Here is a 26,986-nt window from a genome sequence, read left to right on the forward strand (position 1 = left end):
TTGTAGGAGCCTCTCATTCTCGACAAGCCATAACAAGACACCCCTTAAGGGCAACCACGCTAAAAGAGAACTTGACGGCTTTGTATGCGGTTCTTTTGGGGCATATAGGCAGTCTTTAACGCTTCAAGCTCTTGATTTGCTTCTGGTAGCCCTAAGAAAGGGATTTAGTAATATATGTTATATAAGTCATACCAATTTTTTGTATTTTTACTGAATATCTTTGTTTTTCGGGGGGTTGTGATGTCTCGTAAAAGTTTATTTGCTTCGTCTCAGTTCTTGCGTTTACGGCATAAAGAGACCGGTGAGGAGTTTGAGGTTGATTTATCTAAGGCAAGGTATGACAGAATTTCTAAAGGGTTTCTGAACAAGATAAAATTTTCTTCTAATAAGGTTGTTAAACATATAACCTTAACTCAGAGGCGAGAGTCCTATTCTCCTCGTTTTTTAAATCATTTTTTTAATTGTATGCGTAAGCGTTATGGTTCTTTGATTTATATTTGGACAGCAGAGATACAGGAAAAGCGTTTGATGAGGTATGGCGATAAGGTTTTGCACTGGCATATAATCATGGCTTTTGAATATGAGACAGAGTTTACGAAAGAAGATATTTTAAAGATACAAAGTTACTGGAAACATGGCAATGCTGATATACGCCATGTTAAATCTCTTTCAGTCGGTTATCTTATGAAGTATGTAGGCAAGGCTCTTGGTCTTGATTCGGCAATGCGCCGTATAGGCAGTTCACGAATAGAGGCTTTTTATCGTCAATCTTTATCTGCTCTTTGTAAGGCTGTTCAGTTTTTTGGCTCTGTTTCTGAGCTTTTTGATTATTACTGGTATCGCGGGCGTGCTTTTCTTTATGAGGATAATGTTTACAAGCGTGGGCGGTGTTATATATACTATCCTCGTAAATTATGGGAAGTTGTTTTTAATTCAAATTCGAATGGGGGGTTGATATGAATTCTTCGCTAGTTTTTTTGTTTGTTTTTTTTCTTTTTGTTTTGCTTTACTTTTTTTATCGTTCTCGTCTTGGGGTTGTGAAATTAGATTCTTATTTTTGTCGTGGTTCTTTGTTGTCAAAAGCTGAACTCTCTTTTTATGAGTCTCTTCTTTCTTCTCTTTCTGGTTTGCCTTATGTTGTTTTTGTTAAAGTTCGTTTGCTTGATGTAGTATCGCCTAAAGGCAAAAGTCTTGTTGCGTTTAATAAAATAAAAGCAAAGCATCTTGATTTTATTTTATGTGATATTAAAAATATTTCTCCTTGTCTTGCTGTTGAGCTCAATGATTCTAGTCATTTGTCGTTTGATAGAAAAAAGCGTGATGAATTTCTTTCTTCTGTTTTGCAGTCTGCAAAGCTCCCTTTGTTAGTTTTTCCTGCAAAGCGTGTATATGATTCAAAGCAAATAAATGTAAAAATAATGAGCATTTTGAATAAGCCAGTAATATAGCGTCTATAAAAATATTTAATAGGTTTTTTGTGTTTTTTTTATTGACATTTTCTGATTTGATATATTATGTTAAATTATAGGATAGGATTGATCATAGAGTTACGAGCTCATATCTACTGCTGCCAAGCCCCAGCCTTTCAGCATTCTCAATCTGTAGCTTATAAGGCTTCTCAGAAAGCGCAAACAGGATATCCGCTGCATCAGAACCTTCAATGGCTGACTCAGGAAGAGGCTTAGCCTTTAATAGCAAATCAATTGTTGCCTGCTCTATTGCAACAATGTCATCGGATATCAGTATCCCTTGATCCTGCATAACCGGCACATCAGCTGTTGGCATGCAATCACATTCAGGCTGTATCTCGGTTAAAAAATTTATATATAAAACCTTTCCTGGCTTGAATGTGCTTAAGACAGCTTTCGCTGATTCTGCGAGCGCTGCCATGAATCTTTTGTCATCTTCAGGTAATTTCAAAGCCCCAGCAGGACAAACTCGAGTACACCGTCCGCATCTCCAGCAATCAATCGTTTTATAGGTAAACAATTCATCCTTGAACTCAATCAGCTGTAATGGGCATATATCCTGACACTGATAGCATAATGTGCATTTACCAGAATCCCATGCTAATCGGCCTTCTCCTATGGTGTGCATTGCACCTCTTCCACACTTCCAGCCGCTATGGCGATGAGAGGAGCTGACACCGCCCATTGCTACATTCTTTATTGCACCGCCATAACCAGCCTGAATATGTCCTTTTACATGTGAACAGACTACCATAGCAGGAACATCATGAATAACACTTGCAACAGCTATCTCGCCAAGAATTGTGCCTGCTTTTACCATAATGTTGTCATATCCATAAAGTCCGTCTCCAAGAATCACAGGCGCACCTACAGATAAGTGATTTATACCATTCTGATTTGCAACTTCGAGGTAATCAAGCCCTTTAATCCTAACCGTGTCAACAATAAAAGGTTTTGCACCATTTGCCTTTAGTTTTTCTACAACTTTCCTCAAAAAAATCGGCCTGATAATCCTGTGTGCACCTTCAGACCCAAAATGAGTTTTAACAGCAACCCACTCATTTTTTTCAAAATATTTCATCAGTTTAATTTCTTCAAGTAATTGTTCAAGTTTTCCTGGCATGCTATTGTTATATTGCCATTTTTTTGATCTTGCTGATACAAAGTAAACCTTTGACATTCTAACCTCGATTTAAAAATTTTATTTTCTAAGTTAAACTGAATGCAGATTAAAACATAAGGCCTTTTTCTGTCTTAAAATCCTTGATGTTTGTTGTTATCCAGTCAAGGTCATATGACTGTCCGCAGTTTGAACAAACCAAGCATATCTTGATCTTGCCTTTTGTTCGTTTAAAAAAAATGTTAAACCCTTTTTGATAATTACAGTTTATACATTCTCTTAATTCATCCATGTTAATAACTCCTGTATTTATTTGTAATAGGAAATCTTCTATCCTTTCCAAATGCTTTAGGCGTTATCTTAATTCCAGGCGGAGATTGTCTCCTCTTGTATTCACTTTTATTAACCATTTTAATAACTCTCTCAACACATTCCTTGTCGTATCCTTCTGAAATAATATCCTCAAAGCTTTTGTCATCTTCGATATATGCTTTAAGTATTGGATCAAGCAAAGCATACGGCGGTAAGGTGTCCGAGTCTTTCTGCTCTGGCTTCAGTTCTGCGGAGGGATCCTTTGTTATTACTCTGTTTGGTATTGCCGCCCTGCCCTCATTAAAATTTTTCCATCTGCATAAATCATATACAAGGGTTTTTGGGACATCTTTTATAACAGCAAATCCTCCTGCCATATCTCCGTAAAGAGTGGCATAACCAACGCTCATTTCAGATTTATTGCCAGTTGTAAGAACCAACCACCCAAACTTATTAGAAAAAGCCATGAGAATATTGCCTCTGATTCTAGCCTGAAGATTCTCTTCAGTTATATCCACGGTAGTCTTGTTGAATTCTACGTTTAGAATCTTAAGATAACTTTTGAATATTGCATCTATAGGTACTTCTAAGATTTTTATACATAGATTTTTAGCAAGTTCCTTTGCATCTTCATTGCTCTCTTTTGATGTGAATTTAGACGGCATAAAAACACCGATCACATTTTCCCTGCCTATTGCATCAGCAGCAATTGATGCAACAAGCGCTGAATCTATCCCGCCGCTGATCCCTATTACAACTTTTTTAAAATCATTTTTTTTAACATAGTCGCTTGTCCCAAGCACAAGTGCCTTGTAAACTTCTTCTTCAATCGACAATTTGCAAGCGGAGATATTTTCAATTACTTCCATTGGGAATGTTAAATCCTTAACAACCATCTCTTCTTCAAACTGTCTCGCCCTTGCTATTGTCAATCCCTTTTCATTTACTATTAAGCTGCCTCCATCAAAAACCAGCTCGTCTTGGCCGCCAACTGTATTGAGATATGCAATAACAACCTTGTTTTCGCTTGCCCTTGATGAGAGCATTTGTTCTCTTAAAAGAATCTTGCCCATATGATAGGGCGATGCGCTTATATTAAAAATAAGTTTTGCACCTTGAGCTGCTTGAGATTTTACAGGCCCCTGCTCACTCCATATGTCCTCACATATATTAATTCCTATAGTTATATCTTCAGTTTTATATACTGGGGTGCTTGTTCCAGCCTTAAAATAACGAAATTCATCAAAAACCCCATAGTTAGGGAGATATGTTTTGTGATATTTACCAATCAAAACTTGATTGCTGAGAATTGCAGCTGAATTATAAATTCCATTATTGCTGTCAATAAAACCGATTATTGCAGTTATATTGTCAGTATTTTTGTTTATGCGATCAAGGGCATTGAGATTGTCATTAATAAAATGTTTTTTAAGGAGAAGATCTTCTGGGGGATAACCTGTTATTGCAAGTTCAGGAAAAACGACTATTTTGGCTCCAAATTGTTTTGCCTTTTCCATGTAATCGCATATTTTGGATGTATTGCCTTCAATATCTCCAACAATTGGATTAATCTGTGCAAGCGCAATGCGTAATGTCTTCATAGATAAATAATAATTTAAGGCTTCAACTTTGTAAAGTTAAGTTATAATATCACATGGATTTTTTATATGTATTTTTCTCTGTTTCGTCAGTAAAGACATATGCCTTCATACCGTTCTTTGCCGGCATGCTGATTTCATTTTTTACATCCATGGCAGGAATTGCAGGGGCATTTCTTTTACTGCCATTCCAGATGTTCTTCTTTAATTTTTCAGGGCCTTCGGCAAGCGCCACTAATTTTATTTTTAATATTATCGCCACTCCTGGCGGTATTTACCGCTACATAAAAGAAGGCAGAATGGTCTGGCCTCTTGCTTTAACAATAACTATCGGAACACTGCCTGGCATTTTTATAGGTTATTATATTCGAATATTTTATCTGTCTGACACAAAGAGTTTTAGTGTTTTTGTAGGGCTGGTGCTCCTTTATATAAGCGTAATAATTTTACATGGAGTTTTATTTAAAAAAACAGATTGTGAAGAGAACATCTCGAAACAAAAGAAGCAGCAGTTTATTTCAGAAAAAGACTTAGTCGTTAAAACAACTCAATTTAATGCTTCAAAAATTGAGTATGAGTTCTGCAATAAGCAATATTCATTCAGTACTGTTTCAATGATATCAGCATCTTTAATTATAGGCATTGCTGGTGGAGCTTATGGAATTGGCGGTGGAGCAATGATATCTCCAATATGCATAGCACTTTTTAGGCTGCCTGTGCACACAGTTGCAGGAGCTTCATTATTAGGAGCTTTTTTAGCCTCAGCAGCAGGGGTAATTTTTTACAGCACTGTTCCATTGCAAACAGATATTCAAACAGCACCTGACTGGCCATTAGGGCTTATTTTTGGAATTGGAGGGCTTATAGGCATGTATACCGGAGCAAGACTTCAGAAATATGTTCCAGAACATATAATAAAACCAGTGCTGGGAATATTTATTTTTTTAATAGCTCTTAGATGTATTTTACAGGTCTTGCTATAGTAGAATAATTCATGGCAAGAGAATCAAAAATTTATAAAACATTCATTTATTCAACAAGCATTGTTATCGCTGTCATTTTATCAGGCATGTTCTGGTTTATCACTGTAAGGATCCAAGAACTGATTAATGAAGAAAAACTCGCGCAGGCGCGGACACTATTCAACGGCATTGTATTAACCAGAAAATGGAATGCACATTACGGCGGTGTATATGTTGAAAAAAAGAAAGGCGTTGAATCAAATCCCTATTTAGATAATCCTGACATCCAGGCAGCTAATGGGAAAAGTTATACGAATAAAAATCCTGCATTAATGACAAGAGAAATATCAGAATATGCTGAAAAAGAAGGACTATTCAAGTTTCGCATTACAAGCCTCAAACTTCTCAATCCAAACAACAAGCCGGATTCTTTTGAAACAGATGCCCTGTTTCGCTTTGAGAGAGGAGAAATTGAATTTTATAAAAATGAGTTCATAAACAACAGAATTCATTTCAGGTACATGGCTCCTCTTTTGATAGAAGAATCGTGCTTGCAATGTCATGCAAAACAAAGATATAAAATAGGCGAAATAAGAGGTGGAATCAGCGTAACGTTTGATATTGAAGAGGTTCAGAAAAAGCTTAAATCAAATGCGACCAAAATGACTATCTTTGCTGTATTAACTATCTCGTTATTGTTAACACTTATCTATATCTTTACAGAAAGACTTATGAAAAAGATACTTAAGGGTCAAAGGAAAATCAGGGAGTTAGCAACAACAGATGACCTGACAACAATACACAACAGACGACATTTGATGACAAGATTCGCAGAAGAGTTTGAAAGAGCCAAAAGATTAAAAAAGAATTTAAGCGGGATTATTGTTGATATAGATAATTTTAAATCAGTCAATGATAAATCCGGTCATCTTGTCGGAGATAAAATTTTAATCTCTGTTGCCAGCAGAATAAAAAATTCAGTTCGTATATACGACATACTCGGACGTTACGGAGGAGATGAATTTTTTATTGTCCTGCCTGACGCCAAACTCGAAGAAGCCATGGTTATAGCAGAAAAAATAAGATTAAAAATAAAGGAACCCTTTCACCTTGAAAAAGAACCTGCGCATAATCTTAATATTACCGTAAGCATAGGCGTTTCAAGCCTCTCGTCTGTTGATAAAACCCTAGATGATATTATCAAAAAAGCTGATGATGGACTCTATAAAGCAAAAAAACTTGGAAGAGACAGAACTGAAACAATATAAAAACTTATTAAGTCTAAACCCTTTTGCAGCATTGAGGCAAGTTATTTATCAAGTACAACACATGCAACTCCGTATTCTTTTTCATGACTCAGACTAAGAAGAACACCGTTGATTCCTTTGTTTTTTAAAAACCCCCCAAGTTTTCCGTTCATATTTATACAAGGCTTTCCGTTTTCTGCATTTATTATTTCGACATCAGTAAGCGGGATTGCTATTTCAGCACCAATAGCTTTTATAAAAGCTTCTTTAGCAGCAAAACGAACAGCAAAAGAAAGATGAGGATTCTTCTTCTCATAACAATAATTAATCTCAACTTTTGTGAAAACTTTTTTAAGAAACCTGCCCCCCCATTTCTCAACTACAGATTTCATTCGTTCAATTTTTACAATGTCTATCCCAATGCCATAAATCATCTTTTTATTATTTCCTTCATCTCTTTTACTGCCCTTTCAATTCCAACTAGCACAGCTCTGGAGATAATACTATGTCCTATGTATAAGCCCCTCAAGTCATTAATATCTGCGATTTGCCTGACATTGGAATAATCAAGACCATGTCCGGCATTAGCCTTTAAACCAAGAGTCATACTGTCTCTGACTGCTTTTTTTATTTTTATGAGTTCTTTTTCTTTTCTTTCTCCTTTTGCGTTTGCATAAAGACCTGTATGTATTTCAACCATCTGAGCCCCAATGTCTTTAGATACATCTACATCATCAATCAATGGATTTACAAAAAGACTTACTGGTATGCCTGCGTCATTAATCACACTTACAATATTTTTTAACCTTGTTTTTTGCTTTTGTACATCCAATCCGCCTTCTGTAGTAAGCTCCTCTCTTTTTTCAGGCACAAGGGTAACAAGATCAGGTTTTGTCCTTATGGCAATCTCTACCATCTCCTTTGTAGCAGCCATCTCAAGATTCAATTCCAGAAGCACAACCTCTCTAAGAATCCTTAAATCTCTGTCTTTTATATGCCTTCTATCTTCTCTTAGATGTACTGTAATCCCATCAGCTCCGCCAAGTACTGACATGGTTGCTGCCATTACAGGATCGGGTTCAAAAGCATTCCTTGTATTTCTTACGGTTGCAACATGATCAACATTAACTCCAAGAATCATTTATCTTTCTCCTTATAAGTATAAAATACTACCCCTAAATACTCGTGTAATGCAATTGTTGTTTTGTTTGTTTGAAGCATTAGATGTTCCTGCCGCCTATATTTTTCATCTTTAAGTTTATTTTTGTTCGTTTAGCTGTATTTTTATGTATGCTTTTGATTTCAGGTCTTCTATATGTTTTTTGAGCCTTAAGTTAACTTCATTTTCAATTATATAATTTTCAATCTTATCCCTTACTTCATCTAAAGGAGAGTTGCCGAACTCTTTTTTGTTTTTTTCAAAAAAATCTTTGATGTCTTCTTCTGTCACCTTGATAAATGTTCTTAGTTTCAACTCTATATATTCCTGAAGTACTGCATCTTTTGTTGGCGCTTCAATTCTAAGTTTTTTCGCTTCTCTCAAAAGCAATATTCTGTTGATTGATGTGTTAAGAACTTCTTCAATCGTTATATCAGATTTAATTTTTTTAGTGTCCTTATAGGTCTCTTCAAGCTCGCTAAGCAGTATTGCCCTATCGTCAACAAATGCAACAATTCTGTCAATGAGCTCGCTATGTGCAGTACAACACAAAACAAAGAACAAAAAACCAAAAACAAATAAAATATAATTCTTATTCAAAAGACATCTCCTTAACAATCATATCAATTAAAATGCATGGCCAATACTGAAATGTATTGCTCCTGAACTCTCTCCTGTTTCTCTTTGAAGTTTGTATCCATAATCAAGTCTTACCGGTCCAACAGGGGTATAATAGCGAAGTCCAAGTCCTGTAGTATATTTCAGACCTGATAGGTTCATATCATTAGCCCTTGCCCAAACATTACCGCCATCAAGAAACGTAACTATACCAAAACTTTTCGTGATTGAGGTTCTCAATTCAAAATTTGCAAGAAAGAATGCATTACCACCGATAGGGGAATTATTGGTCCCCTTGGGTCCAAGCATGTCTTGCTCATAACCGCGAACTGTCGTGCGTCCGCCAAGAAAAAACCTTTCAACTAAAGGCAAGTCAGTCGTGTCTCCATAACCTTCTGCAATACCGGTCTTAAGAGATGCTGCTAAAACAAAGGTTCTGCTTATCTCTTGATAGGCGCTAAAATTTAAAATAATTTTTATAAAATCCGTTTGTGAAAAAATGTAATTTGATGCTGCCTTCAGGGATATTCCGGCGAGCATTCCCTTTCTTGGGTCAAATGGATTATCTCTGGAATCATAAGCTATCCCCGGCCTTATAGAACTAATTACAAGGGTGCCTGTATCCTCTTTTGTCAAAATCACATCCGGCATTACATCATATGTTTTTACTAAAGAAAAATCATAAAAAAGTTCACTTTTAAATTTATCAGTGAACTTCTTTTCAAATCCAGCGCTTGCGCTATATCTTTCAATTTTATACAGAATATCTTTTGTTTCGAAATTTTTTTCTGTTTTACTTTCTTTCAGAAATATAACTCTAAATGGCGTATCGGATTCTAAAAACCATGGCTCAATATAATTTACGATAAACCTTTCTTCCAGGGTGCTTAGCTCTGTCCTGAATGATATCAGACGGTTCATGCCAAAGAGATTTCTATAACTTATTTCAAAAAATCCCCTTTGTTTTTCATAGTCTCCATAACCCAGACCAAAATCAACAGCACCGGCATTTCCTTCCTTCAATTTGATATGAGTGTCTTTAATATTGTCATCCCTGTCTATAGACTCCATGTCAACATCATTAAAAAGACCAAGTTTATACAACCGCTGGCGTGTTTTATTCAAAAGACCATAACTAAAAGGAGAACCTCTTTCAAATCTTATTTCTCTTTTTATTACCTCATAGTTTGTTGTTGAATTTCCGCTAATCACAGTTGAGCCGAAAAAAGCAGGTGGTTTTTCACTGATCTCAAAAATAATTTTTACTCCTTTATCTGAAATCTCCTGTTTTATATCAATCTTTGTGTTTACAAAACCGCGATTCCCATATAAATCTATAATCTTGTATCTTGTGTCTGAAACATCCACTTCATTGTAAGGATCTCCTGGTTTTAGCAGAATAGCTTTATTAATCTCGTCTTTTGTGACAAGTTTGGAACCTTTTATTTCAATGCTCTCGATAGAGATTCTCGCATTTTCATTTATAACAATATATATATCTGCCAAGTTATCTTTAATTTTAATTTCAGGATCGCTTATGTTTACATCCAGATAACCAAGCGCATTATACAGCTCTGTAAGTGTTTTCACGTCGGGATCAATAAAATCCGAGTTATACAACTCCCCCTCTCTCAGAGACATAATCTCCTTGAGTTTCGTGGCAGGCAGTGTTATGCCCTTAAATTCAACATTATTAATTGTGATTTGCCGTCCTTCATGTATAAAGAAACTGATTTTAATAATATTTTCAGTTTTAGAAATAACAGGTGCGACCTGCACTGAAGGATAGCCATGGGTGTGATATAAAGAACTTATTCTAGAAACTACTTCTTCAACAAGGTCATCCCTGAAATCCTCTGCATCGAAAAAAGGAACTTCTTTAATTAATTCTTTTGCACTCACAGAGTCATTTCCCAAAAACAATATTTCGATTCTATTGCCAGGGTTAACATCAATGCCTAATTCTCCATCTGAAGAAAAATGATACGGACCCACAGAAGGATTGATGTAATTATTATTTTTGTAATATGTTTTAATTCTGTCCAGGTCTTTGCTGACTTTAGTCTGATCATATATGTCGCCTTCAGTTAATTTCATTAAATCTCTTGCTTCTGTTGGGCCATAAATAACAATACTTTTTATTATCTCAGGCACGCCTTCATTTATAGTCAAAAAAAGATTAACACGGTATGGATTTTTTGTTTTTTTCGTAAACATCTTTATATCTGCGTGAGGGAATCCTCTCTGAGATAGGGATTTTTTAAGCTCTGTCACTGAACGCTCTATCAAGTCATATCTCATTGACTGACCTTCCTTAAAATAAAAATCTCCAAGAATGGTTTTTTTCTTTATGCGGTCATTACCAGTAATATATATATTGTCAATAATATCTCTTTCTCTGGCATTTATCTTTAATATTGATTTGTCGGAATCAAATTCTACGGATATGTCTTCGAATATTCCCTTGCGAAATGCAAGCCTTATCCCGTTTCGGATAGCAGCAGAGTTAAGTTCAATATTCTCTTTTATATTAAGGATGTCAAGGAATTCTTCCCTGCTTATTGAATATAAACCCTGAATATCTATCTTCTTGATAACAGCACAATCTGCCTGAACAGGGATAAAAAACACTAATATGATAGAAAAAATTATTATTCTAATCATTTAAACTCAAACCTGAATTTAATGTCACCGCCAACGCTTCCTCTTTCGTCTTTAGCTCCAATTAATGACACATTTTTCCCAAGCAAATATTCCAATGACAATATTTGTTCTTCTGTCGAGCCAACAGCTGACGAGTAAGTAACAAAAAGCCTGTCGCCTAAAAGTTTTTTCGAAACAGTAATTCTTGGACCTATAGTACCAGTTGTTTTAGAAATATAAGGGTCTATCTGAATTCTGTCAAATCCTGTTAAATTTTTCATTCTGTCCTCAATAATATCCTGGGTCTTCCCGGTTAGAAAACCTGCTGCCTCACCAGCTCCTATACCGCCTTCCAGCCCTTTTGTTTGTTTTCCTATCTGACCTACTGTAAGCAAGCTGAGAATATCTGTCTCTTCCAACGGCGGATCAGAAACTAAAGACAAAGTGAACCTCTCTATCTGACCTTCTAATGAAAGATTAATGTTATAACCCTTAACACTTGTCTGGGCAACAATCTCCATCAACGGATTTATCCTGTTGGGATCAGTAAAATCAGCGCTAGCACTAAGCACTTTAAATTCATTATTCCTGAAGTATACCTTGCCGCCTTTTGATTCGATTCTCCCGAAGAGCAAGGGATGCCCTACAGTCCCCCTTAGAACAGTATCAACTTTCAGCTGTGTTCGTGCAATATTATTATCAACAATAATATTATTTTCTCCTGATATCTTTATATTAAGGCCTGCTTTTTCAAATCTTGTTAATTCTGTTTTTGTTTTTTCTTTGGGCTTTGCCTTCAGAAGCCAGCTTTTCCATTCAACCCTTTCTTTGTAGCTGGCCCTGTTCAATCTTAAATCACCAGTGATTTTTTGCAAATCAAGCGTCCCTTTATAAAAGATACTTCCATTAAAATTAGCCAAGAAATCTTTAGAGATAGCTGTAGTGATATTTTCAAGTTTTGTATCGAGATAAAATCTTTTTATTTCAAAACCGTTCAAGTATATAAAACCTGAAGCGTTAATGTTTCCTCCGCCAATCTTGCCTGAAAGCCTTTGCATGGTTATCTTGTCTTCATCAAAATAAAAATTACCTTCTATAGAACTTATTCTTTGGTGAAATTCCCTTAACGCAAATTGACCATCGGTTATCCAGAGACTTCCGTTTAGATGTGGTTTTCCCCATTCACCGGTAATACTCAAAGTGAACTCAGAGTCGCCTCTTAGCACAGAAATATTTCGTGAAAAGGCCTTGAGAGGAGAAAGCGAAGAACTGCCTTCCAGTGCAATGTTGTATGAGCGCCCGATTTCAATATTCCCGCTCGTATTGAATGCAGATGTTCCGCTCCTTATTTCAAACACTGGGAAAGTAATTTTTTTATTCGAGATTCCAAATTCCAGAGCTGTTATGTTTGAAAAACTTTGGCCGAACAGAGCAATATTGATCTGATCTATTACTGCAGAGCCAGAAATAGTATTTCTTGTCCCTGACAGCTCAGCGTGTCCTTTTAAGTTGAGCAATAAATCGTCAGGAACATCCTTAAGGAATTCAACAAGCATGAAATCATATCTTCCGCTACCCACATCAATATTAATATTCCACGGCAGTTTCTCATCCAGATAAGCTTTCCCGATTATTTTTATTTTTTTATTGAAAAGAGATATATCTACATTTACAATTTTATTTTTTACAAAAGCGCTTATCATTCCGCTGCCGAGCGGTTTCCCTTTAAAGGTTCCTCCTGAAAGTGTCGAAGTAAAATTTATTTCAGGATTGTCTAATGTGCCCTTTCCATCGGATACTATACGGAATATTGAGTCAGATGGGAGACATTTAATTCCAAAATCCTTTAGCACTAATTTTTCCGAGAATAATTTATATGAAAAATTTTTGTTATCATTCATTCTCCCGCTGAATGACAAGAGAGAGCCATTTTTCTTTACTACTGCATTATCGATGACCACATTTTTGTGATCATACTTAAATCCTGTTGATACTGAATCAATCTGCATCGAATACAAATCAAGCTCAGAAGCAGCTGCATAACCGGAAAACTCAGGATTGGAACCTTCGCCTTTTATCTTAATATCAGCTTTAACTCTGCCCTTAACAGGGAGCTTTTTATAAAAAATCTCGGTTAGCTTTTCTAAATCTGCGTTATTCATAGAAACTGACAGATTATAAAAAGGCTGATTAAAATCAAAAAGATTTTTCGCATGATCGAATCTTATATTCCCGGTAATAATGTACAGCTGATTTTTGCTTTCTGCAGTCAATTCTGATATTTCTAGAAGTTTTTTTCTATAAGATATTTCGCTGAAAACATTTCCGATAAATAATTTGTCAAGATAAACTGAATTTAACTTCAAAAAACCCTTCAAAAGAGGATCGTCAAAAGTGCCAAGTATTTTAAATGCTGCTTCTCCGATTCCTTGTGTTCTGGTGAAATATGGTGATGATATATCCAACATATCGTCTGTTTTCAGATTACCGTCAAGATTCAGGATAGAAGCAGAAAGGGTGATACTGCCTTTAATATCAATAGATGTCCTGTCTGTGTTTGCAACTACATCGTCTAAGGTTAGTGTATCGCCAAGAACTTTATACTTGCCCTTTATTTTTTTAATTCTGCTGGCGAAATCTTTACCAGTCTTGCTGGATTCATAATCAAACCATCCAACAGGATTGAACTCTGTATCTGAGGTATATAACTCTCCCTTAGCTCTGCCTTCTGAAAAACCCGGGGATAACCCTACAAGCTTGAATGCAGAAGGACCATCTACATCCTCAAACTTGACCTTAAGGGTGTAATGCTGTATATCAGGCATCTTAAGCAGCAGCTCTGCTTCTCCCTTGCCGCCGTATAGCTCGCCCTTCCCTTCTTTAAAATTCAAATATCCATCTTTGTAAATAACCTTACACTTAAGATCTGTTATATCTACATCAAAAAGATTCCCATTTCTAAGTCTTGCCTCACCTTCGCCCTTAATATCAGACAGTGCTCCGCTTATTTTCGTATCTACTGTAAGCCAGCCTTCCAATCTTTCCTTTATTTTAAACATCTCCATTATTGTCTGGAGATAAAAGCTGCCCTTTATTTTAAAATCTACAAAAGGCTTGCCTTCCTCAAGCTTTACGTAGCCTCTTGCAGAAATTTTACCCTCGCCTCTATTTTTAAGATTCAAAACTTTTTTTATAGAGTCAATCAAAAGATCAGCATTTGTTTTAAATAACCCGCTGTTCTCCATTGAATAGTATCCTTCACTCTTAATTTCTGACCCATTAATTCGCAGGCTCAAATTCCTTACATCAATATTCTCATCCTTGAAAAGCAACATTGTGTTAAGTTCGTATCTGAGATCAGGAATATTTTCTGCATTAATACTGAATTCTTTTATCTTGGCTTTTAAAATCGGAACTTCGTCGAATACAAATTCGCCGCTCAGTCCCTTGCCGTTCAAGACAGTGTCATATTCAGGATAATCAAAAACAAATATTCCTTCCTGAACTTGCATCAGATTCAGTTTTATCTTGAATTTGCTTTTTATTTTTTTATTTATATATTCTTTAATTTTTCCAGATATGTCATCGATCTGTTCTTCATCAGTCCAAATTTCCGGTTTTTTAATCACAATTTTTTTAATCGAAATCTCTTTTTTCAGGATATTTGACAGCCCTATATATGCCTTTGCTCTTTCAGCAGTTAAGATTTTATTTCCTTTTTCATCAAAGACCTTGAGTCCTTTGGCCTCGATAAACAACGGGAAAATATTAAGGTATATCTGTTGTGCTATTACTTTTCTTCCTGTAATATTTTCAAGTTCAGGAAGGATTGCTTTCTTAAATGCATTTGATATGTATGGACCTCTCAAAATAAAGATAACTGTAAACAGCAGCAAAAAGCCGGTTGATATATAAATTATCTTTTTAGTTTTTCCCATATTGAAGAAACCAGATCAAAAGTTTTAATCCCATCAAGTTTTTTGCCAGCATCCTGTATGTAAAATGTATCCTGAGCAATACCTAGTTCAGTATTTATTTTAGCAGATATGATATTCAGCCCTTTTTCTAGAAAAAGATTTGATACATCATATAAAAGTCCCAACCTGTCTGTAGAAAAAAATTCAGCTATTGTACTGTCACTGGAAGTCTCATTATCTATCTCTACAAACACCCCGAATATGCTAACAGATTCTTTACGTGAATATGTTAGATCAAAAATTAAATCCTCAAAGATAGAGGTTCTCAATCCCTTCTTAATAGTATCATCCATCCCATCCCACCACAGCTCTTTCCAGTTTGAAATTTGAATCTTATCGATAACAAGACCATTCGTCCCGGTATATAGCCTTGCACTAACAATATTAAGCCATTTTGATGATAGAAATCCCACAATTTTTGAGAAAAGACCTGGCCTATCCCACGTTGCAATAATTATCTCTGTTAATGAATCAGTTTTGGAATTAATCTCAACTGTAAAAATATCATTTTTTAATTGAGAAACAAGTTTAAAATCAGAATATACCTTTTCTATGGATGTTGAGATCATATATCTGTCAGGCATCTGTTTAATGAATTTGTCTAATTCTTTTTTATCTGTGCCAATGTATGAAGATAATATTTTATTAATATGTTTCTGGGTATTCCTTCTTATGCCCTTGAGATAGTTAAGTGTATGATCAAACAGATCGTTTAAGAGATATGCCTTCCATTCGGTCCAGAATCCTGGGTTAACAGCAGACATGTCAGCATAAGTCATAAGATATATTGACTTAAGACTTTCTTCGTCACTAACTGCATCAGCAAATTGAGATATTAGTTCAGTATCTTCTATTTCTCTTTTTAAGGCTAATAAAGACATCAGAATATGATTCTTCACGAGAAATTCTATCCTCTGTCGTTTATCAGTCCGGATGTTAAACCGCTCTAAAATATTTTTTATTATTCTGTATCCTTCTCCTTGATGATATCTCCCTGCTGCCTTTCCAATATCATGGAAAAGAAGCGCCATAAACAATATTTCTTTTTCTTCAAGTCCATTAATTATTTTCGAAAGATATTCAAGGTTTTTGAATTTTGTGTTTCTCAAAAGCTCGAGATTTTTTATAGCAATAAGAGTATGCTCATCAACAGTATATCTGTGATAAGGTTCATACACAACAAGCGATCTCAGCGCTCCGAATTCAGGTATGAATCTTCCAAGCACTCCTGTTTCATGCATAAGATTAAGAGTTTCATAGACTCTATCACTCTTCAAAATTTTGATAAAGCAGGCTGCTGCCCTAGAAGAATTCCTGATTTTTTTATTTATTAAAAAAAGATTCTGCTTTATTTCATATCTGAGGCTTTTACTGAAGTCCCTGCCTGTCTTAGAAAAAACATAATATGCTTCAATTATTCTCCATGGTTCTTTTCTGAACAAATCCTGCTGATAATGTGCAATTACATTGGTGCATAGATAAAAATTGTCAGTTATGCGTTTCTTTATAAGACTATTAAAAAATCTCCTTTGCACAAAAAACTTCTTAGCAACACATGCTTCTATCAGACTTTTTGTAACCGCTTTAATAACATTTGCCTTAAGATAAAAATACCTCATAAATCTTTCTGAACCAAGAAATTTTTTAGAATCTCTAAATCCAAGTTTAAGAGCAACACTGGATTGCAGATTAAAAGAAAGAGAATCATTTTTTCTTTCATTGATGATATGAAGGCAAAATCGGATTTTCAGAAGAAAATCATAAGCCTTGAGGAACCTTCTTAATTCATTCTTCTCTATTACGCCTGCAAGCTGCTCAAGCTTGTTAAGTCTTAATACAACATTCGAAAGCCATAGTGCTGTATGCACATCCCTAAGACAGCCCTGTCCTTCTTTTATGTTTGGTTCGAGCAAAAAAACAGAACCTCCGTAATCAATATGCCTTTTAGCCATTTCTGAAAGTTTTGCTTTTATAAAACTTTTTTGATTCTTATATGCTATTTCCGAATAAACTTTATCAGTAAAATAGTCATAAAGCTCTTTGTCTCCTGCAATAAATCTGGATTCAAGCAAAGATGTATGAGTGCGAATGTCTTTCTTGGCTTCTATAATGCACTCTTCAGCAGTTCTGAATGAATGGCCGACTGTCAGCCCCTTATCCCACAGCTGATAAAGAACTGTTTCAACTTTTTTTGAATCAGATTTGTCTTTTGCGAAAAACATTATATCAATATCAGAAAAAGGAGCGAGTTCTGCCCTGCCATATCCGCCAACTGCAATAAGCACAATAGGGTTTTTTGATTTGATTGAATTGAAGATATTGATGAGAAGATCGTCTGTTTTTTTTGTGTATAAAGCAGTTAATTCTCTGCCGTTTGATTTATCAAACAGTTCACTGATCTCACTGAGAAGGTCCATGCATTATGATACTACAGAATCTTATGGCGTGTACCAATCCATTTTATTCTTCGGCACGCGCCAGTGTATAAAGTCATACCATATCCCCAATGGAGCTTTCTCAACGCCTTTAAATCGTTTATGAAGTACCGGTAGAGCATCAGGCACATAAAGAAAGGTGTAAGGCTGATCTTCAGCAAGTATCTCATGAATTCTGTGATAAATTTTTTTTCTTTTCTCTATGTCAAACACATGTCTTCCTTTTATCAAAAGTCTGTCAACCTCCTCATTCTTATATGAGATAAAATTAAATTCTCCCTCTTTTATTTTTGACGAATGCCATATGTCGTACAGATCAGGATCTCTGGATAATGACCATCCCATAATAACGGCCTCAAATTTCTTTTTATCTATGAACTCATGCAGCATAGCCTGCCATTCCAGAACATTAATATTCATTTCAACACCGATTTGGATAAGATTTTCCTTCATTATCTGAGCAGTTTTTATTCTTGCATCATTGCCTTGATTTACTAAGAGTGTGAATGAAAAAATTTTTCCGTCTTTCTCAAGTAGTCCGCTTTTTCCTTTTTTCCATCCTGCTTCGGCAAATAATTCAAGCGATTTGCCGGGATTATATTCCAGGTCTTTTACATCTTGATTGTATGCCCATGATTCAGGAGGGAAAGGTCCTGTGCAAGGACTTCCATAACCAAGAAGAACTCCGTCTATAATATCCTTCTTGTTAATTGCATATGTAATAGCCTGCCTGATCCTCTTGTCTGCAAACTTGGGATCAAGCAGATTATATCCAAGATATGTATAACCAAAAGACGGGTATCTGAATCCTTGAAAATATTTTTTAAAAAAATCTGTTCGTGCGTGAAGTTTAAATTGGGGAGGAGTCAAGTTCATAACATCTATTCCGCCGAACTTTAGTTCGAGAAACATCGTTGAATTATCAGGTATAATCCTTGTTACGTATTTATCTATGCCTGCTCTTCCCTCAAAATACCTGTCAAAAGCTTCTAGAACAATCTTTTGACCTGTAACCCATTCCTTAAGTTTGTATGGTCCAGTTCCTATTGGATTTCTATTGTAATATTGGGAACTTATGTCTTTTCCATCAAGTATATGTTTAGGTATAATTCCCATGCCCCATGACTCTAATGCAGACGCATAAGGCTCTTTATAAGTGACTCTAACAGTATATCTGTCAAGAGCTTTGACTTTGTCAACAGGCCCGTAATTGCTGACATATGGTGTTGGAACTTTTGGATTTGTAACAGTGTTGTAAGTAAAGACTACATCGTCTGATGTTAATTCAATTCCGTCATGCCAGAGTACACCTTTTCTCAAATAAAAAGTTATCTGAAGACCACTGGGAGATATATCCCATGAATGTGCCAAGTCACCAGTTATATTTATATTCTTGTCGTATTTTGTTAATCCGTTAAATATTCTGTTGCTTATGTCACCAGAAGCACTGTCAGATGCAAGCAAAGGCAGTAATCTCTTTGCATCAGCAAGCGATCCTATTGTTATAGCATCGGGATTTTTGACCTCTGGTTCGTTAGCGCAAGAATAAATCGAAACTACTAATATCAGACCTGCGATTAACCTGCAAGTTATACTCATAACATATATTTTAGCACAGACCAGAAAGCCTTATGAGGTATAGCCGCTTTCTTCATGCTGACTTAAGTCAAGACCCATAACCTCGTCTTCCTCAGAAATTCTCAAACCTATTGTCAGGTCTAAAAACTTAAGAAGTCCCAGAGTTATAGCAAACGAATATACAGCAACCACTGCTATAGCTAGAAACTGAATCCAAAGCTGATTTGTATTACCGAAAAACAATCCGTCTGCTCCAGTTGAATTTATAAGTTTCTGCGCAAACAAGCCTGCGCCGATTGTCCCGATAATGCCTCCAATTCCATGAACTCCAAAAGCATCCAGAGAATCGTCATAACCAAGCTTTCCTTTTTTACTCAATGCAAAATAACACCCTGCTCCTGCTAACAAACCTATTGCAAGCGCTGGCATTGGACCAACAAAACCTGAAGCTGGTGTTATAGTTGCAAGTCCTGCAATAGAACCGGTTGCTGCACCTAGCATTGTTGGTTTTCCCCTATGAAGCCACTCTACAATTACCCATGCAAGAGTTGCTGACACAGCAGCAATATGTGTAGTAACAAAAGCAATTGTGCTTAATCCTCCTGATGCAAGAGCGCTGCCTCCGTTAAAACCAAACCAGCCAAACCATAACAAACCAGTTCCGAGCACTGTCATCGGGAGATTATGAGGCGCCATTGTCTCGCGCATATATCCTTTTCTCTTGCCAATAACTATAGCTGCTGCAAGCGCTGAGATACCTGATGTTATATGAACAACAACTCCTCCTGCAAAATCCAGCACACCAAGATTTTTTAGCCATCCGCCATTGCCCCATACCCAGTGCGCAACAGGGTCATAGACAATAGTTGACCAGAAAAGAGTGAAAACGAGGAAAGCAGAAAACTTCATTCGTTCTGCAAAAGCTCCGCTTATTAGAGCCGGGGTTATTACTGCAAACATAGCCTGATATATCATAAAAGCCATATGAGGCACCGTAGGAGCATAGTCTGGGTTCGGGCTGATTCCCACATTATTCAGGCTGAACCATTCAAGATTACCGATAATTCCTTTCACATCAGGACCAAAAGAAAGACTGTAACCGATAAAAATCCACTGAATTGTAACAACAGCTATGGCAATGAAACTATGCATTATTGTGCCAAGTACATTTTTTCGTCTCACCATACCGCCATAAAAAAGCGCAAGGCCTGGTGTCATTAACATAACAAGCGCTGTTGATGTAAGCACCCATGCTGTATCGCCTGTATTTATATTTGAGATTGAGGCTGCTGCATTCTGTGCTGACTGCTCAGCAAATGCATTCCCTATTGAAAAAAAACAAGCTATCACTAGAACCGCAAGTATAGTTTTCATTATTGACCTCCACAATATTCTTTTTTAATTATCATTAATTGCAGGTATCGTGCCAGAAGAAAATTGAAGTGAAACAAGGAGTTTTGCAGGTGAATTCAAAATATTTGTATGAAATAAAAGCATTCATTGTCTAAATTTTAAGCAGAAAAGAAAATAGGAACTGTTGAAATTATTTTTGTATCAGAGCTCTTTGTCTGATGTCTTGTCTGAGGTTCCCGACCTCTTTGGAGATTTAGGTATTCAGGTCTGTATTCCTAGTTTAGGAAAAACAACAAACTGCAAAACCAGCCAGAGAACTATGATTTCTAATATCACCAGCCAATCGCTCATTATTTTTGAGCTGGGACTGCAGGTGTCTGTTGCTGCTGTGGTTGCACAGGCTGAAAACCTCCGCCCTGGGCTGCCGGAGTCTGTACAGGCATATCAGCCTTTGCAGGTATATTTTTAATAACAGAACTGCCTTTTGATGAAATAATTGCAAGCATCAGGGACGTCAGCATAAAAACTACTGCAGCAATTGTCGTAATCTTGCTGAAAAAAGTTGCTGCGCCGCGGCTTCCAAAAAGTGTCTGGCTTGAACCGCCAAATGCAGCTCCGAGTTCTGCGCCTTTACCGCTCTGAAGCAGAACGATAAATATTAAAAACAATGATACAACTATATGTGCTATCAAAAGCAATGCTGTCATTTTACCCCCATAAATTTAACTATCCTTGTAAAGGTTCCCGGCTTTAGGCTAGCTCCGCCAACAAGTGCGCCATCCACATCATTGCAGGACATCAGCGCATCTACATTTTCCGGAGTAACACTGCCGCCATATATTATACGGATTTCATCAGCTTTTTTTCCATACAAAATTTTCAGCCTAGCTCTTATATGTGCATGAGCTTCCTGCGCCTGTTCAATTGTGGCTGTTTTACCAGTGCCTATTGCCCATATAGGCTCATATGCAGTTACAATATTATCAGAGCTTATATTCTTCAGCCCATTTTCTATCTGCCTGTTTAATACCTCAAAAGTCTCGCCCGACTCTCTCTGTTCCAGAGACTCTCCGATGCACATTATAACTTTAAGTCCATTTTTGTTTGATGCACTAACCTTCTTGTTTACAATTTCGTCTGTCTCATTGAAATACTGTCGCCTTTCTGAGTGGCCCACAATAACATACGTGCAACCGCAGCTCAAAAGCATTGCAGGAGATATCTCGCCTGTGAATGCGCCTTTTTCTTCATAGAAAATATTTTGAGCAGCAAGTTTTATATTTGTATCTCTTACTAGTTCAGACGCAATGCTAAGAGATGTGAAAGAAGGTGCTATTATTATTTCCCTGTCAGTTAAATTATTTACAGAAGGTATAAATTCCCTGAAGTATTCCTTGGTCTCGTTGATTGTTTTATTCATCTTCCAGTTTGCAGAAATAAAAGGTTTACGCATTGTCTCTCTCCTGTAAAAATAAAAAGGTTTTTATCATATATCACAAGTAGAAATACCATATCTCACCTGAATATGTCAAAAAACAACCATATTTCATTGCAGTCAATTTTTCTTGACAATGAAAAATCTAAATGCTATAAAAGTCTATAATTTTTATTTTCATTTCAAGGAGGGATAAAGAAGCATGTCTTTCGAGGGAAAAGTTAAGTGGTTTAATGAGAGCAAGGGATTCGGCTTCATCCAGCAGGAAAACGGTCCAGATGTATTTGTCCATTATTCTTCTATTGCAAGTGAAGGATTTAAGACGCTTGCAGAAGGTCAGAGGGTTAAATTTGATATAGTAGAGGGCGAACGCGGCCCAAAAGCTTCAAATGTAGAAAAGTTCTAATATTCTCGATCGTAATAAAAGGTCTGCATTTATTTGCAGACCTTTTTAATCTTTTTATAAAATCAAGAGGAGAAAAATGAGAAGCAAAGTATCAGTTATAGGCGCTGGGAATGTAGGCGCATCAACAGCGCAGCTTATTGCTCAATCAGGACTTGCCGATGTTGTTCTTTTTGATATTGCAGAAGGCATACCGCAAGGCAAGGCATTAGACATAGCCGAGGCATGTCCTTTATGGAATTCACATGTATCAGTGAAAGGAACAAACAGTTACACTGACACTAAAAATTCTGATATCATCGTAATTACTGCCGGCTTGCCAAGAAAACCCAACATGTCACGTGATGATCTGCTTCATGCAAATGCTGCTGTTATCAAGGCGGTAGCATCAGAAATTGCAAAAACATCATTAAACGGGATTATCATAGTTGTGACAAATCCAATGGATGTTATGGCTCATCTGGCATGGAAAACAACAGGATTTAAACAGAATCGTATTATTGGAATGGGAGGGATACTTGATTCAGCCAGGCTCAGAACATTTATTGCATGGGAAATGAAGACATCGCCGGAAGATATTGAAGCTCTTGTGCTTGGAGGACATGGTGACCAGATGGTGCCGCTCCCAAGATTCACAACAGTAAAAGGTATACCCATAACAGAGCTTTTTAACAAAGATGCGATTGAAGCCTTAATAAAACGAACAAGAAGCGGCGGAGCTGAAATAGTCAGCCTTTTAAAGGCAGGAAGCGCTTATTATGCCCCTGCTGCAGCTACATTTCAGATGGTCAAATCAATCCTAAATGATGAAAAAAGAATACTGCCCTGTGCTGTACTCCTCAACGGCGAATATGGTGAAAAAAACATACACATAGGTGTTCCGGTAATACTTGGCAGAGATGGAGCAGAAAAGGTGATAGAAATAAAATTATCTCAAGAAGAAAAAACAGAATTTAAGTCATCATGCGATGCAGTTAGAGATATGATCTTAAAAATAACAGGATAACAGAGGATAAAAATGGAAAAAACCTTATCAATAGTAAAGCCTGACGGAGTTAAAAAAAACGTGATTGGAGAAATAATATCAAGATTTGAAAAAAAAGGATTGAGAATCGCAGCACTGAGAATGTTGAAACTCTCGAAAGATGATGCAAAAAACTTTTATATTGTCCACAAGGAAAAACCTTTTTACAACGCACTTACAGATTTTATGTCTGAAGGTCATATAGTTGTTATGGTTATTGAAGCTGAAAATGCTATATCAAGGGTTCGTGATATCATGGGAGCAACAAATCCTGCAAATGCTGCTCCCGGAACAATAAGAAAAGATTTTGCTTCTGATATTGAACGCAACATAGTTCACGGTTCAGATTCAAAGGAATCAGCTTCTTATGAGATCCCGTTCTTTTTTTCGAGTCTGGAAATTAGATAGATAACTCACTACTATCAGAGCTTGCAAATAAGCAGATAGATGCAGTAATATTATAAGCAGGGTTAAAAAAAATGTACTTTATTTTTTGTAACAAAAAGACCTCTCTCTTATTTGCAGGCTTTGCTCTAATCACAATAGCAGGATTAGGCGTAATCCTATACGATGATGACCTTACTGATACAAACTGTCCGCCTGATATTGCTGCAAAATATTCTGCTGTTGTTTACCACAACGAAGGAATTCTGTATGTAAGCGTATTATCTAAAACTGAAATTTATCATTTTTTATATAAGAATCCCTCTTTAAATAGAGCTCCGCCAACCGCATAATCCTAATTTATTTTTATTCAGACTTTTTATATTTAGCAAAAATTTTCACAGGAGGTACCATGTTCGGATTAGGAATGCCCGAAATTATTGTTGTTCTCGTTATTGCATTGCTGGTTTTTGGACCAAGCAAGCTTCCGTCACTTGGCAAAAGCCTTGGTGAAGCAATAAGGGGATTCAAAAAAGGTATGGAAGAAGTTGCATCTGATACAGATGGCAAGAAAAAGATAGAAGGCAAATAGTTTTTATGAACGCCTCTTTCAAAAAAAAATTATGTAATAACCGTTTTTGTTTCTAATCCCAACATGTGTTGTTTTTAGATTTCTGTTTGTCTCGTCTATAACAAAAACGGTTATTACCATAGAATCTATTAAATCACCTAACAAATGACGATGTTGACTTTCAGACTTTAAAACAGCAATAATTAAATCAAGGCAGCTTCTTAGAAGGAGCTTATAACTATGTTTGAAAAGTTCACAGAACGCGGAAGAAAAGTAATTATCTACGCAAGAGAAGAAGCCGAGAAACGTCAAAACGACTATCTTGGAACTGAACATCTCATTTTAGCCCTCCTCAGAGAAGAAGACGGAATAAGCGCTGTTATTATAAAAAAAATGGGAATTTCCATAGAAGAAACCCGCATGGAAATTGAAAGAAAACTTCCATACGGAACAAATTTGCTTACATTCGGAGATATCCCATTTACACCTCGTGCAAAAAAAGTTCTTGAACTCTCTGTTGAAGAAGCGCGTCTCATCGGCCACGGATATATAGGAAGCGAACATCTGCTTCTGGGAATTCTCAGGGAAGATGAAGGTATTGCAGGAAGAACTCTCCGCGGGCTTGGCGCTAATCTCCTTGCTGCAAGACAGCTCGCAATTAATCTTTCAATGCGCGCCCAGCCACACACTATTAAAGAAAGAAGCACTACCCCTGCCCTTGATGAGTTTGGCAGAGATCTTACGCTTATGGCAAAAGAAGAGAAATTAGATCCGGTTATTGGAAGAGAGGATGAGATAGAACGCGTTCTTCAAATACTCGGCAGACGAATAAAAAATAATCCTGTAATCATTGGCGAGCCTGGCGTAGGAAAAACAGCAATAGTTGAAGGGCTTTCACAAAAAATTATCACTGGCGACGTGCCTGAAAATCTTTTGAACAAGCGAATTATATCTCTTGACCTCGGCGCTCTCATTGCCGGAACAAAATATCGAGGACAATTCGAGGAAAGATTAAAAATCGTAATGAAAGAAATCGCTCATTCAGACAATATCATTCTTTTTATAGATGAATTACATACACTGGTCGGAGCTGGTGCGGCAGAAGGTTCTGTGGATGCATCAAGCATGTTAAAACCCGCCTTGTCCAGAGGCGAAATGCAGTGTATAGGCGCAACAACGCCTGACGAATACAGGAAACACATTGAAAAAGACGGTGCACTTGAAAGAAGATTCCAGCCCATATATATTGAACCTCCAACAATTAATGAAACCATACAAATACTAAATGGGCTAAAGAGCAGATATGAAAACCACCACAAGATAAAAATCAGCGATGAAGCCGTAGTGTCTGCAGCCAAACTCTCCGACAGATATATTACAGAAAGATATCTGCCTGATAAGGCGATTGATGTTATTGATGAAACAGGCGCCAGGGTAAAACTTAAACGCTACACACCTCCCTGTGAGCTTAAAGACCTGGAGCAGGAGATTTCAAGACTTTCCAGAGAAAAGAATTTATACGTAAAACTTCATGATGTTGAGAAAGCTGCAGGAGTCCGCATTGAAGAAGACAAGCTTAAAAAAATACACGAACACATAACAAAACAATGGAAAAATAATTTAACTAAAGACATTCCTTTTGTTATGGAAGATGATATTACCTACACTGTCTCGAAGATGACAGGCATCCCCTTGCTCAGGCTTGAAGAGAAAGAATCTGAAAAGCTATTGAGGATGGAAGATTCGCTTCACTCAAGAATTATAGCGCAGCACCCTGCAATCAAGGCTGTTTCTAAGGCAATAAGACGATCGAGAGCTGGATTAAAAAGCAGAAATAAACCAATAGGTTCATTCTTCTTTTTGGGACCTACTGGAGTTGGGAAAACAGAATTAGCAAAAGCCCTGGCTGGATTCATGTTCAATGACGAAAATGCGCTAGTAAAAATCGACATGTCAGAGTATATGGAGAAATTCAATGTTTCTAAGATAACAGGCGCTCCTCCCGGATATGTGGGATATGAAGAAGGCGGTCAGCTTACAGAAAAAATAAGAAAAAAACCATATTCCGTAGTTCTCTTCGATGAGATAGAAAAAGCTCATCCTGACGTGTTCAATATTCTGCTTCAGGTATTAGATGAAGGAGTTCTGACTGACAGCTATGGCCGAAAAGTTGATTTTAAAAATACTGTAATAATAATGACCTCGAATGTAGGCGCAAGGATCATAGAAAAATCAACACCTATGGGCTTCCAGAAAACCACTAATGAGGATTTGTATCAGAAGATTAAAGATAATGTTCTCAATGAACTCAAGAGGACTTTTAATCCTGAATTTCTCAATCGTGTGGATGAGATAGTTGTTTTCCATCCCTTAGAAAAAGAACATCTGCTCTCAATTATTGACCTGCTGATACAAGAAACCAACAAACAGCTGATTGAACAAGGACTCTTAATTGATGTAGATCAGGCAGTAAAAGAATGGATACTGAAAAACAATTATCAGCCTAATTACGGTGCAAGGCCTATGAGAAGAGCTGTCCGGAAAGTTATTGAGGATCCACTCTCAGAAGAACTTTTGAAGGGCAGATTTAAAAATATAAATAAAATAAAAGTTATTATCGAGGCTGAAACCCCGACCTTTATTGAGGCAGAAGAATCCCAGGTGCTTTCCGGTGTATAAGACACCCTCTTGATTAATT

Annotated in this window: 23 protein-coding genes; 10 read left to right on the top strand and 13 right to left on the bottom strand. The window is 36.6% G+C overall.

Annotation, left to right across the window (positions count from 1 at the left end; translation table 11 throughout):
- Positions 1 to 528: 528 nt before the first annotated feature.
- Positions 529 to 960 (top strand): hypothetical protein, encoded by a 432-nt coding sequence (locus LLF28_02830; GenBank protein ID MCE5194381.1) that lies wholly within the window; start codon positions 529 to 531, stop codon positions 958 to 960.
- Complete coding sequence (locus LLF28_02835; GenBank protein MCE5194382.1) at positions 957 to 1,448, top strand: DUF2726 domain-containing protein; 492 nt, start codon at positions 957 to 959, stop codon at positions 1,446 to 1,448. Before LLF28_02830 ends, LLF28_02835 begins: the two co-directional genes overlap by 4 nt.
- Positions 1,449 to 1,539: 91 nt before the next feature.
- On the opposite strand, the gene LLF28_02840 is transcribed toward LLF28_02835, so the two are convergent.
- From LLF28_02840 to LLF28_02850, 3 genes are read right to left on the bottom strand one after another with little or no spacing between them, the layout of a single operon-like run.
- Positions 1,540 to 2,649 (bottom strand): DUF362 domain-containing protein, encoded by a 1,110-nt coding sequence (locus LLF28_02840; protein ID MCE5194383.1) that lies wholly within the window; start codon positions 2,647 to 2,649, stop codon positions 1,540 to 1,542.
- Between the two features lie 49 nt (positions 2,650 to 2,698).
- On the bottom strand, positions 2,699 to 2,881 hold the full coding sequence (locus tag LLF28_02845; GenBank protein ID MCE5194384.1) for a hypothetical protein: 183 nt from the start codon (positions 2,879 to 2,881) through the stop codon (positions 2,699 to 2,701).
- 1 nt (position 2,882) lies between these two features.
- A complete protein-coding gene (locus LLF28_02850) occupies positions 2,883 to 4,502 on the bottom strand; it encodes an NAD+ synthase (protein MCE5194385.1) in 1,620 nt (539 codons plus the stop codon).
- Between the two features lie 53 nt (positions 4,503 to 4,555).
- Here LLF28_02850 and LLF28_02855 point away from each other — a divergent pair, with 53 nt between their 5' ends.
- The gene (locus LLF28_02855; protein MCE5194386.1) at positions 4,556 to 5,482 is read left to right on the top strand and encodes a sulfite exporter TauE/SafE family protein; all 927 of its coding nucleotides are present in this window, start codon (positions 4,556 to 4,558) and stop codon (positions 5,480 to 5,482) included.
- 11 nt (positions 5,483 to 5,493) lie between these two features.
- Positions 5,494 to 6,729, top strand: a complete 1,236-nt coding sequence (locus LLF28_02860; GenBank protein MCE5194387.1) for a diguanylate cyclase — start codon at positions 5,494 to 5,496, stop codon at positions 6,727 to 6,729.
- Between the two features lie 41 nt (positions 6,730 to 6,770).
- Here LLF28_02860 and acpS read toward each other — a convergent pair whose 3' ends face one another.
- The 10 genes from acpS to tpiA form a co-directional block, all read right to left on the bottom strand.
- Positions 6,771 to 7,142 carry a holo-ACP synthase gene (gene acpS / locus LLF28_02865; protein ID MCE5194388.1) on the bottom strand — a complete coding sequence of 124 codons (372 nt, stop codon included), beginning with the start codon at positions 7,140 to 7,142 and terminating at the stop codon, positions 6,771 to 6,773.
- The gene (locus LLF28_02870) at positions 7,139 to 7,849 is read right to left on the bottom strand and encodes a pyridoxine 5'-phosphate synthase (GenBank protein MCE5194389.1); all 711 of its coding nucleotides are present in this window, start codon (positions 7,847 to 7,849) and stop codon (positions 7,139 to 7,141) included. Before LLF28_02870 ends, acpS begins: the two co-directional genes overlap by 4 nt.
- A gap of 117 nt (positions 7,850 to 7,966) precedes the next feature.
- Positions 7,967 to 8,467, bottom strand: coding sequence for a SurA N-terminal domain-containing protein (locus LLF28_02875; protein ID MCE5194390.1), 501 nt, complete (start codon positions 8,465 to 8,467; stop codon positions 7,967 to 7,969).
- Between the two features lie 27 nt (positions 8,468 to 8,494).
- Complete coding sequence (bamA, locus tag LLF28_02880) at positions 8,495 to 11,149, bottom strand: outer membrane protein assembly factor BamA (GenBank protein ID MCE5194391.1); 2,655 nt, start codon at positions 11,147 to 11,149, stop codon at positions 8,495 to 8,497.
- A complete protein-coding gene (locus LLF28_02885; protein MCE5194392.1) occupies positions 11,146 to 15,066 on the bottom strand; it encodes a translocation/assembly module TamB in 3,921 nt (1,306 codons plus the stop codon). The genes bamA and LLF28_02885 overlap by 4 nt, the downstream gene beginning before the upstream one ends.
- The gene (glnD, locus tag LLF28_02890; GenBank protein ID MCE5194393.1) at positions 15,045 to 17,522 is read right to left on the bottom strand and encodes a [protein-PII] uridylyltransferase; all 2,478 of its coding nucleotides are present in this window, start codon (positions 17,520 to 17,522) and stop codon (positions 15,045 to 15,047) included. The genes LLF28_02885 and glnD overlap by 22 nt, the downstream gene beginning before the upstream one ends.
- A 21-nt stretch (positions 17,523 to 17,543) precedes the next feature.
- Positions 17,544 to 19,139 (bottom strand): peptide-binding protein, encoded by a 1,596-nt coding sequence (locus LLF28_02895; protein ID MCE5194394.1) that lies wholly within the window; start codon positions 19,137 to 19,139, stop codon positions 17,544 to 17,546.
- A 30-nt stretch (positions 19,140 to 19,169) separates the two neighbouring features.
- Positions 19,170 to 20,492: an ammonium transporter gene (locus LLF28_02900; GenBank protein ID MCE5194395.1), complete on the bottom strand. Its 1,323-nt coding sequence runs from the start codon at positions 20,490 to 20,492 to the stop codon at positions 19,170 to 19,172.
- Between the two features lie 329 nt (positions 20,493 to 20,821).
- Positions 20,822 to 21,178: a preprotein translocase subunit SecG gene (gene secG / locus LLF28_02905; protein MCE5194396.1), complete on the bottom strand. Its 357-nt coding sequence runs from the start codon at positions 21,176 to 21,178 to the stop codon at positions 20,822 to 20,824.
- Positions 21,175 to 21,924 carry a triose-phosphate isomerase gene (tpiA, locus tag LLF28_02910; protein ID MCE5194397.1) on the bottom strand — a complete coding sequence of 250 codons (750 nt, stop codon included), beginning with the start codon at positions 21,922 to 21,924 and terminating at the stop codon, positions 21,175 to 21,177. Before tpiA ends, secG begins: the two co-directional genes overlap by 4 nt.
- A 184-nt stretch (positions 21,925 to 22,108) precedes the next feature.
- Here tpiA and LLF28_02915 point away from each other — a divergent pair, with 184 nt between their 5' ends.
- From LLF28_02915 to LLF28_02940, 6 genes are all read left to right on the top strand, one after another.
- Positions 22,109 to 22,312 carry a cold-shock protein gene (locus LLF28_02915; GenBank protein ID MCE5194398.1) on the top strand — a complete coding sequence of 68 codons (204 nt, stop codon included), beginning with the start codon at positions 22,109 to 22,111 and terminating at the stop codon, positions 22,310 to 22,312.
- 76 nt (positions 22,313 to 22,388) lie between these two features.
- Positions 22,389 to 23,315: a malate dehydrogenase gene (gene mdh, locus LLF28_02920; protein ID MCE5194399.1), complete on the top strand. Its 927-nt coding sequence runs from the start codon at positions 22,389 to 22,391 to the stop codon at positions 23,313 to 23,315.
- Positions 23,316 to 23,327: 12 nt separating this feature from the next.
- On the top strand, positions 23,328 to 23,741 hold the full coding sequence (ndk, locus tag LLF28_02925) for a nucleoside-diphosphate kinase (protein MCE5194400.1): 414 nt from the start codon (positions 23,328 to 23,330) through the stop codon (positions 23,739 to 23,741).
- Between the two features lie 71 nt (positions 23,742 to 23,812).
- Positions 23,813 to 24,070 carry a hypothetical protein gene (locus LLF28_02930; protein ID MCE5194401.1) on the top strand — a complete coding sequence of 86 codons (258 nt, stop codon included), beginning with the start codon at positions 23,813 to 23,815 and terminating at the stop codon, positions 24,068 to 24,070.
- A gap of 59 nt (positions 24,071 to 24,129) precedes the next feature.
- Positions 24,130 to 24,309, top strand: a complete 180-nt coding sequence (locus LLF28_02935; GenBank protein ID MCE5194402.1) for a twin-arginine translocase TatA/TatE family subunit — start codon at positions 24,130 to 24,132, stop codon at positions 24,307 to 24,309.
- Between the two features lie 219 nt (positions 24,310 to 24,528).
- Positions 24,529 to 26,967: an ATP-dependent Clp protease ATP-binding subunit gene (locus LLF28_02940; GenBank protein MCE5194403.1), complete on the top strand. Its 2,439-nt coding sequence runs from the start codon at positions 24,529 to 24,531 to the stop codon at positions 26,965 to 26,967.
- Positions 26,968 to 26,986: the final 19 nt, after the last annotated feature.

The organism is Nitrospiraceae bacterium (genome assembly GCA_021373015.1).
Classification (GTDB): Bacteria; Nitrospirota; Thermodesulfovibrionia; order Thermodesulfovibrionales; family UBA1546; genus JAJFTJ01.

Coding starts and splice junctions, on each gene's coding strand:
- LLF28_02830 (MCE5194381.1), top strand. CDS start 529: ATGAGGTATGGCGATAAGGTTTTGCACTGGCATATAATCATGGCTTTT.
- LLF28_02835 (MCE5194382.1), top strand. CDS start 957: ATGAATTCTTCGCTAGTTTTTTTGTTTGTTTTTTTTCTTTTTGTTTTG.
- LLF28_02840 (MCE5194383.1), bottom strand. CDS start 2,649: ATGTCAAAGGTTTACTTTGTATCAGCAAGATCAAAAAAATGGCAATAT.
- LLF28_02845 (MCE5194384.1), bottom strand. CDS start 2,881: ATGGATGAATTAAGAGAATGTATAAACTGTAATTATCAAAAAGGGTTT.
- LLF28_02850 (MCE5194385.1), bottom strand. CDS start 4,502: ATGAAGACATTACGCATTGCGCTTGCACAGATTAATCCAATTGTTGGA.
- LLF28_02855 (MCE5194386.1), top strand. CDS start 4,556: ATGGATTTTTTATATGTATTTTTCTCTGTTTCGTCAGTAAAGACATAT.
- LLF28_02860 (MCE5194387.1), top strand. CDS start 5,494: ATGGCAAGAGAATCAAAAATTTATAAAACATTCATTTATTCAACAAGC.
- acpS (MCE5194388.1), bottom strand. CDS start 7,142: ATGATTTATGGCATTGGGATAGACATTGTAAAAATTGAACGAATGAAA.
- LLF28_02870 (MCE5194389.1), bottom strand. CDS start 7,849: ATGATTCTTGGAGTTAATGTTGATCATGTTGCAACCGTAAGAAATACA.
- bamA (MCE5194391.1), bottom strand. CDS start 11,149: ATGATTAGAATAATAATTTTTTCTATCATATTAGTGTTTTTTATCCCT.
- LLF28_02885 (MCE5194392.1), bottom strand. CDS start 15,066: ATGGGAAAAACTAAAAAGATAATTTATATATCAACCGGCTTTTTGCTG.
- glnD (MCE5194393.1), bottom strand. CDS start 17,522: ATGGACCTTCTCAGTGAGATCAGTGAACTGTTTGATAAATCAAACGGC.
- LLF28_02895 (MCE5194394.1), bottom strand. CDS start 19,139: ATGAGTATAACTTGCAGGTTAATCGCAGGTCTGATATTAGTAGTTTCG.
- LLF28_02900 (MCE5194395.1), bottom strand. CDS start 20,492: ATGAAAACTATACTTGCGGTTCTAGTGATAGCTTGTTTTTTTTCAATA.
- secG (MCE5194396.1), bottom strand. CDS start 21,178: ATGACAGCATTGCTTTTGATAGCACATATAGTTGTATCATTGTTTTTA.
- tpiA (MCE5194397.1), bottom strand. CDS start 21,924: ATGCGTAAACCTTTTATTTCTGCAAACTGGAAGATGAATAAAACAATC.
- LLF28_02915 (MCE5194398.1), top strand. CDS start 22,109: ATGTCTTTCGAGGGAAAAGTTAAGTGGTTTAATGAGAGCAAGGGATTC.
- mdh (MCE5194399.1), top strand. CDS start 22,389: ATGAGAAGCAAAGTATCAGTTATAGGCGCTGGGAATGTAGGCGCATCA.
- ndk (MCE5194400.1), top strand. CDS start 23,328: ATGGAAAAAACCTTATCAATAGTAAAGCCTGACGGAGTTAAAAAAAAC.
- LLF28_02930 (MCE5194401.1), top strand. CDS start 23,813: ATGTACTTTATTTTTTGTAACAAAAAGACCTCTCTCTTATTTGCAGGC.
- LLF28_02935 (MCE5194402.1), top strand. CDS start 24,130: ATGTTCGGATTAGGAATGCCCGAAATTATTGTTGTTCTCGTTATTGCA.
- LLF28_02940 (MCE5194403.1), top strand. CDS start 24,529: ATGTTTGAAAAGTTCACAGAACGCGGAAGAAAAGTAATTATCTACGCA.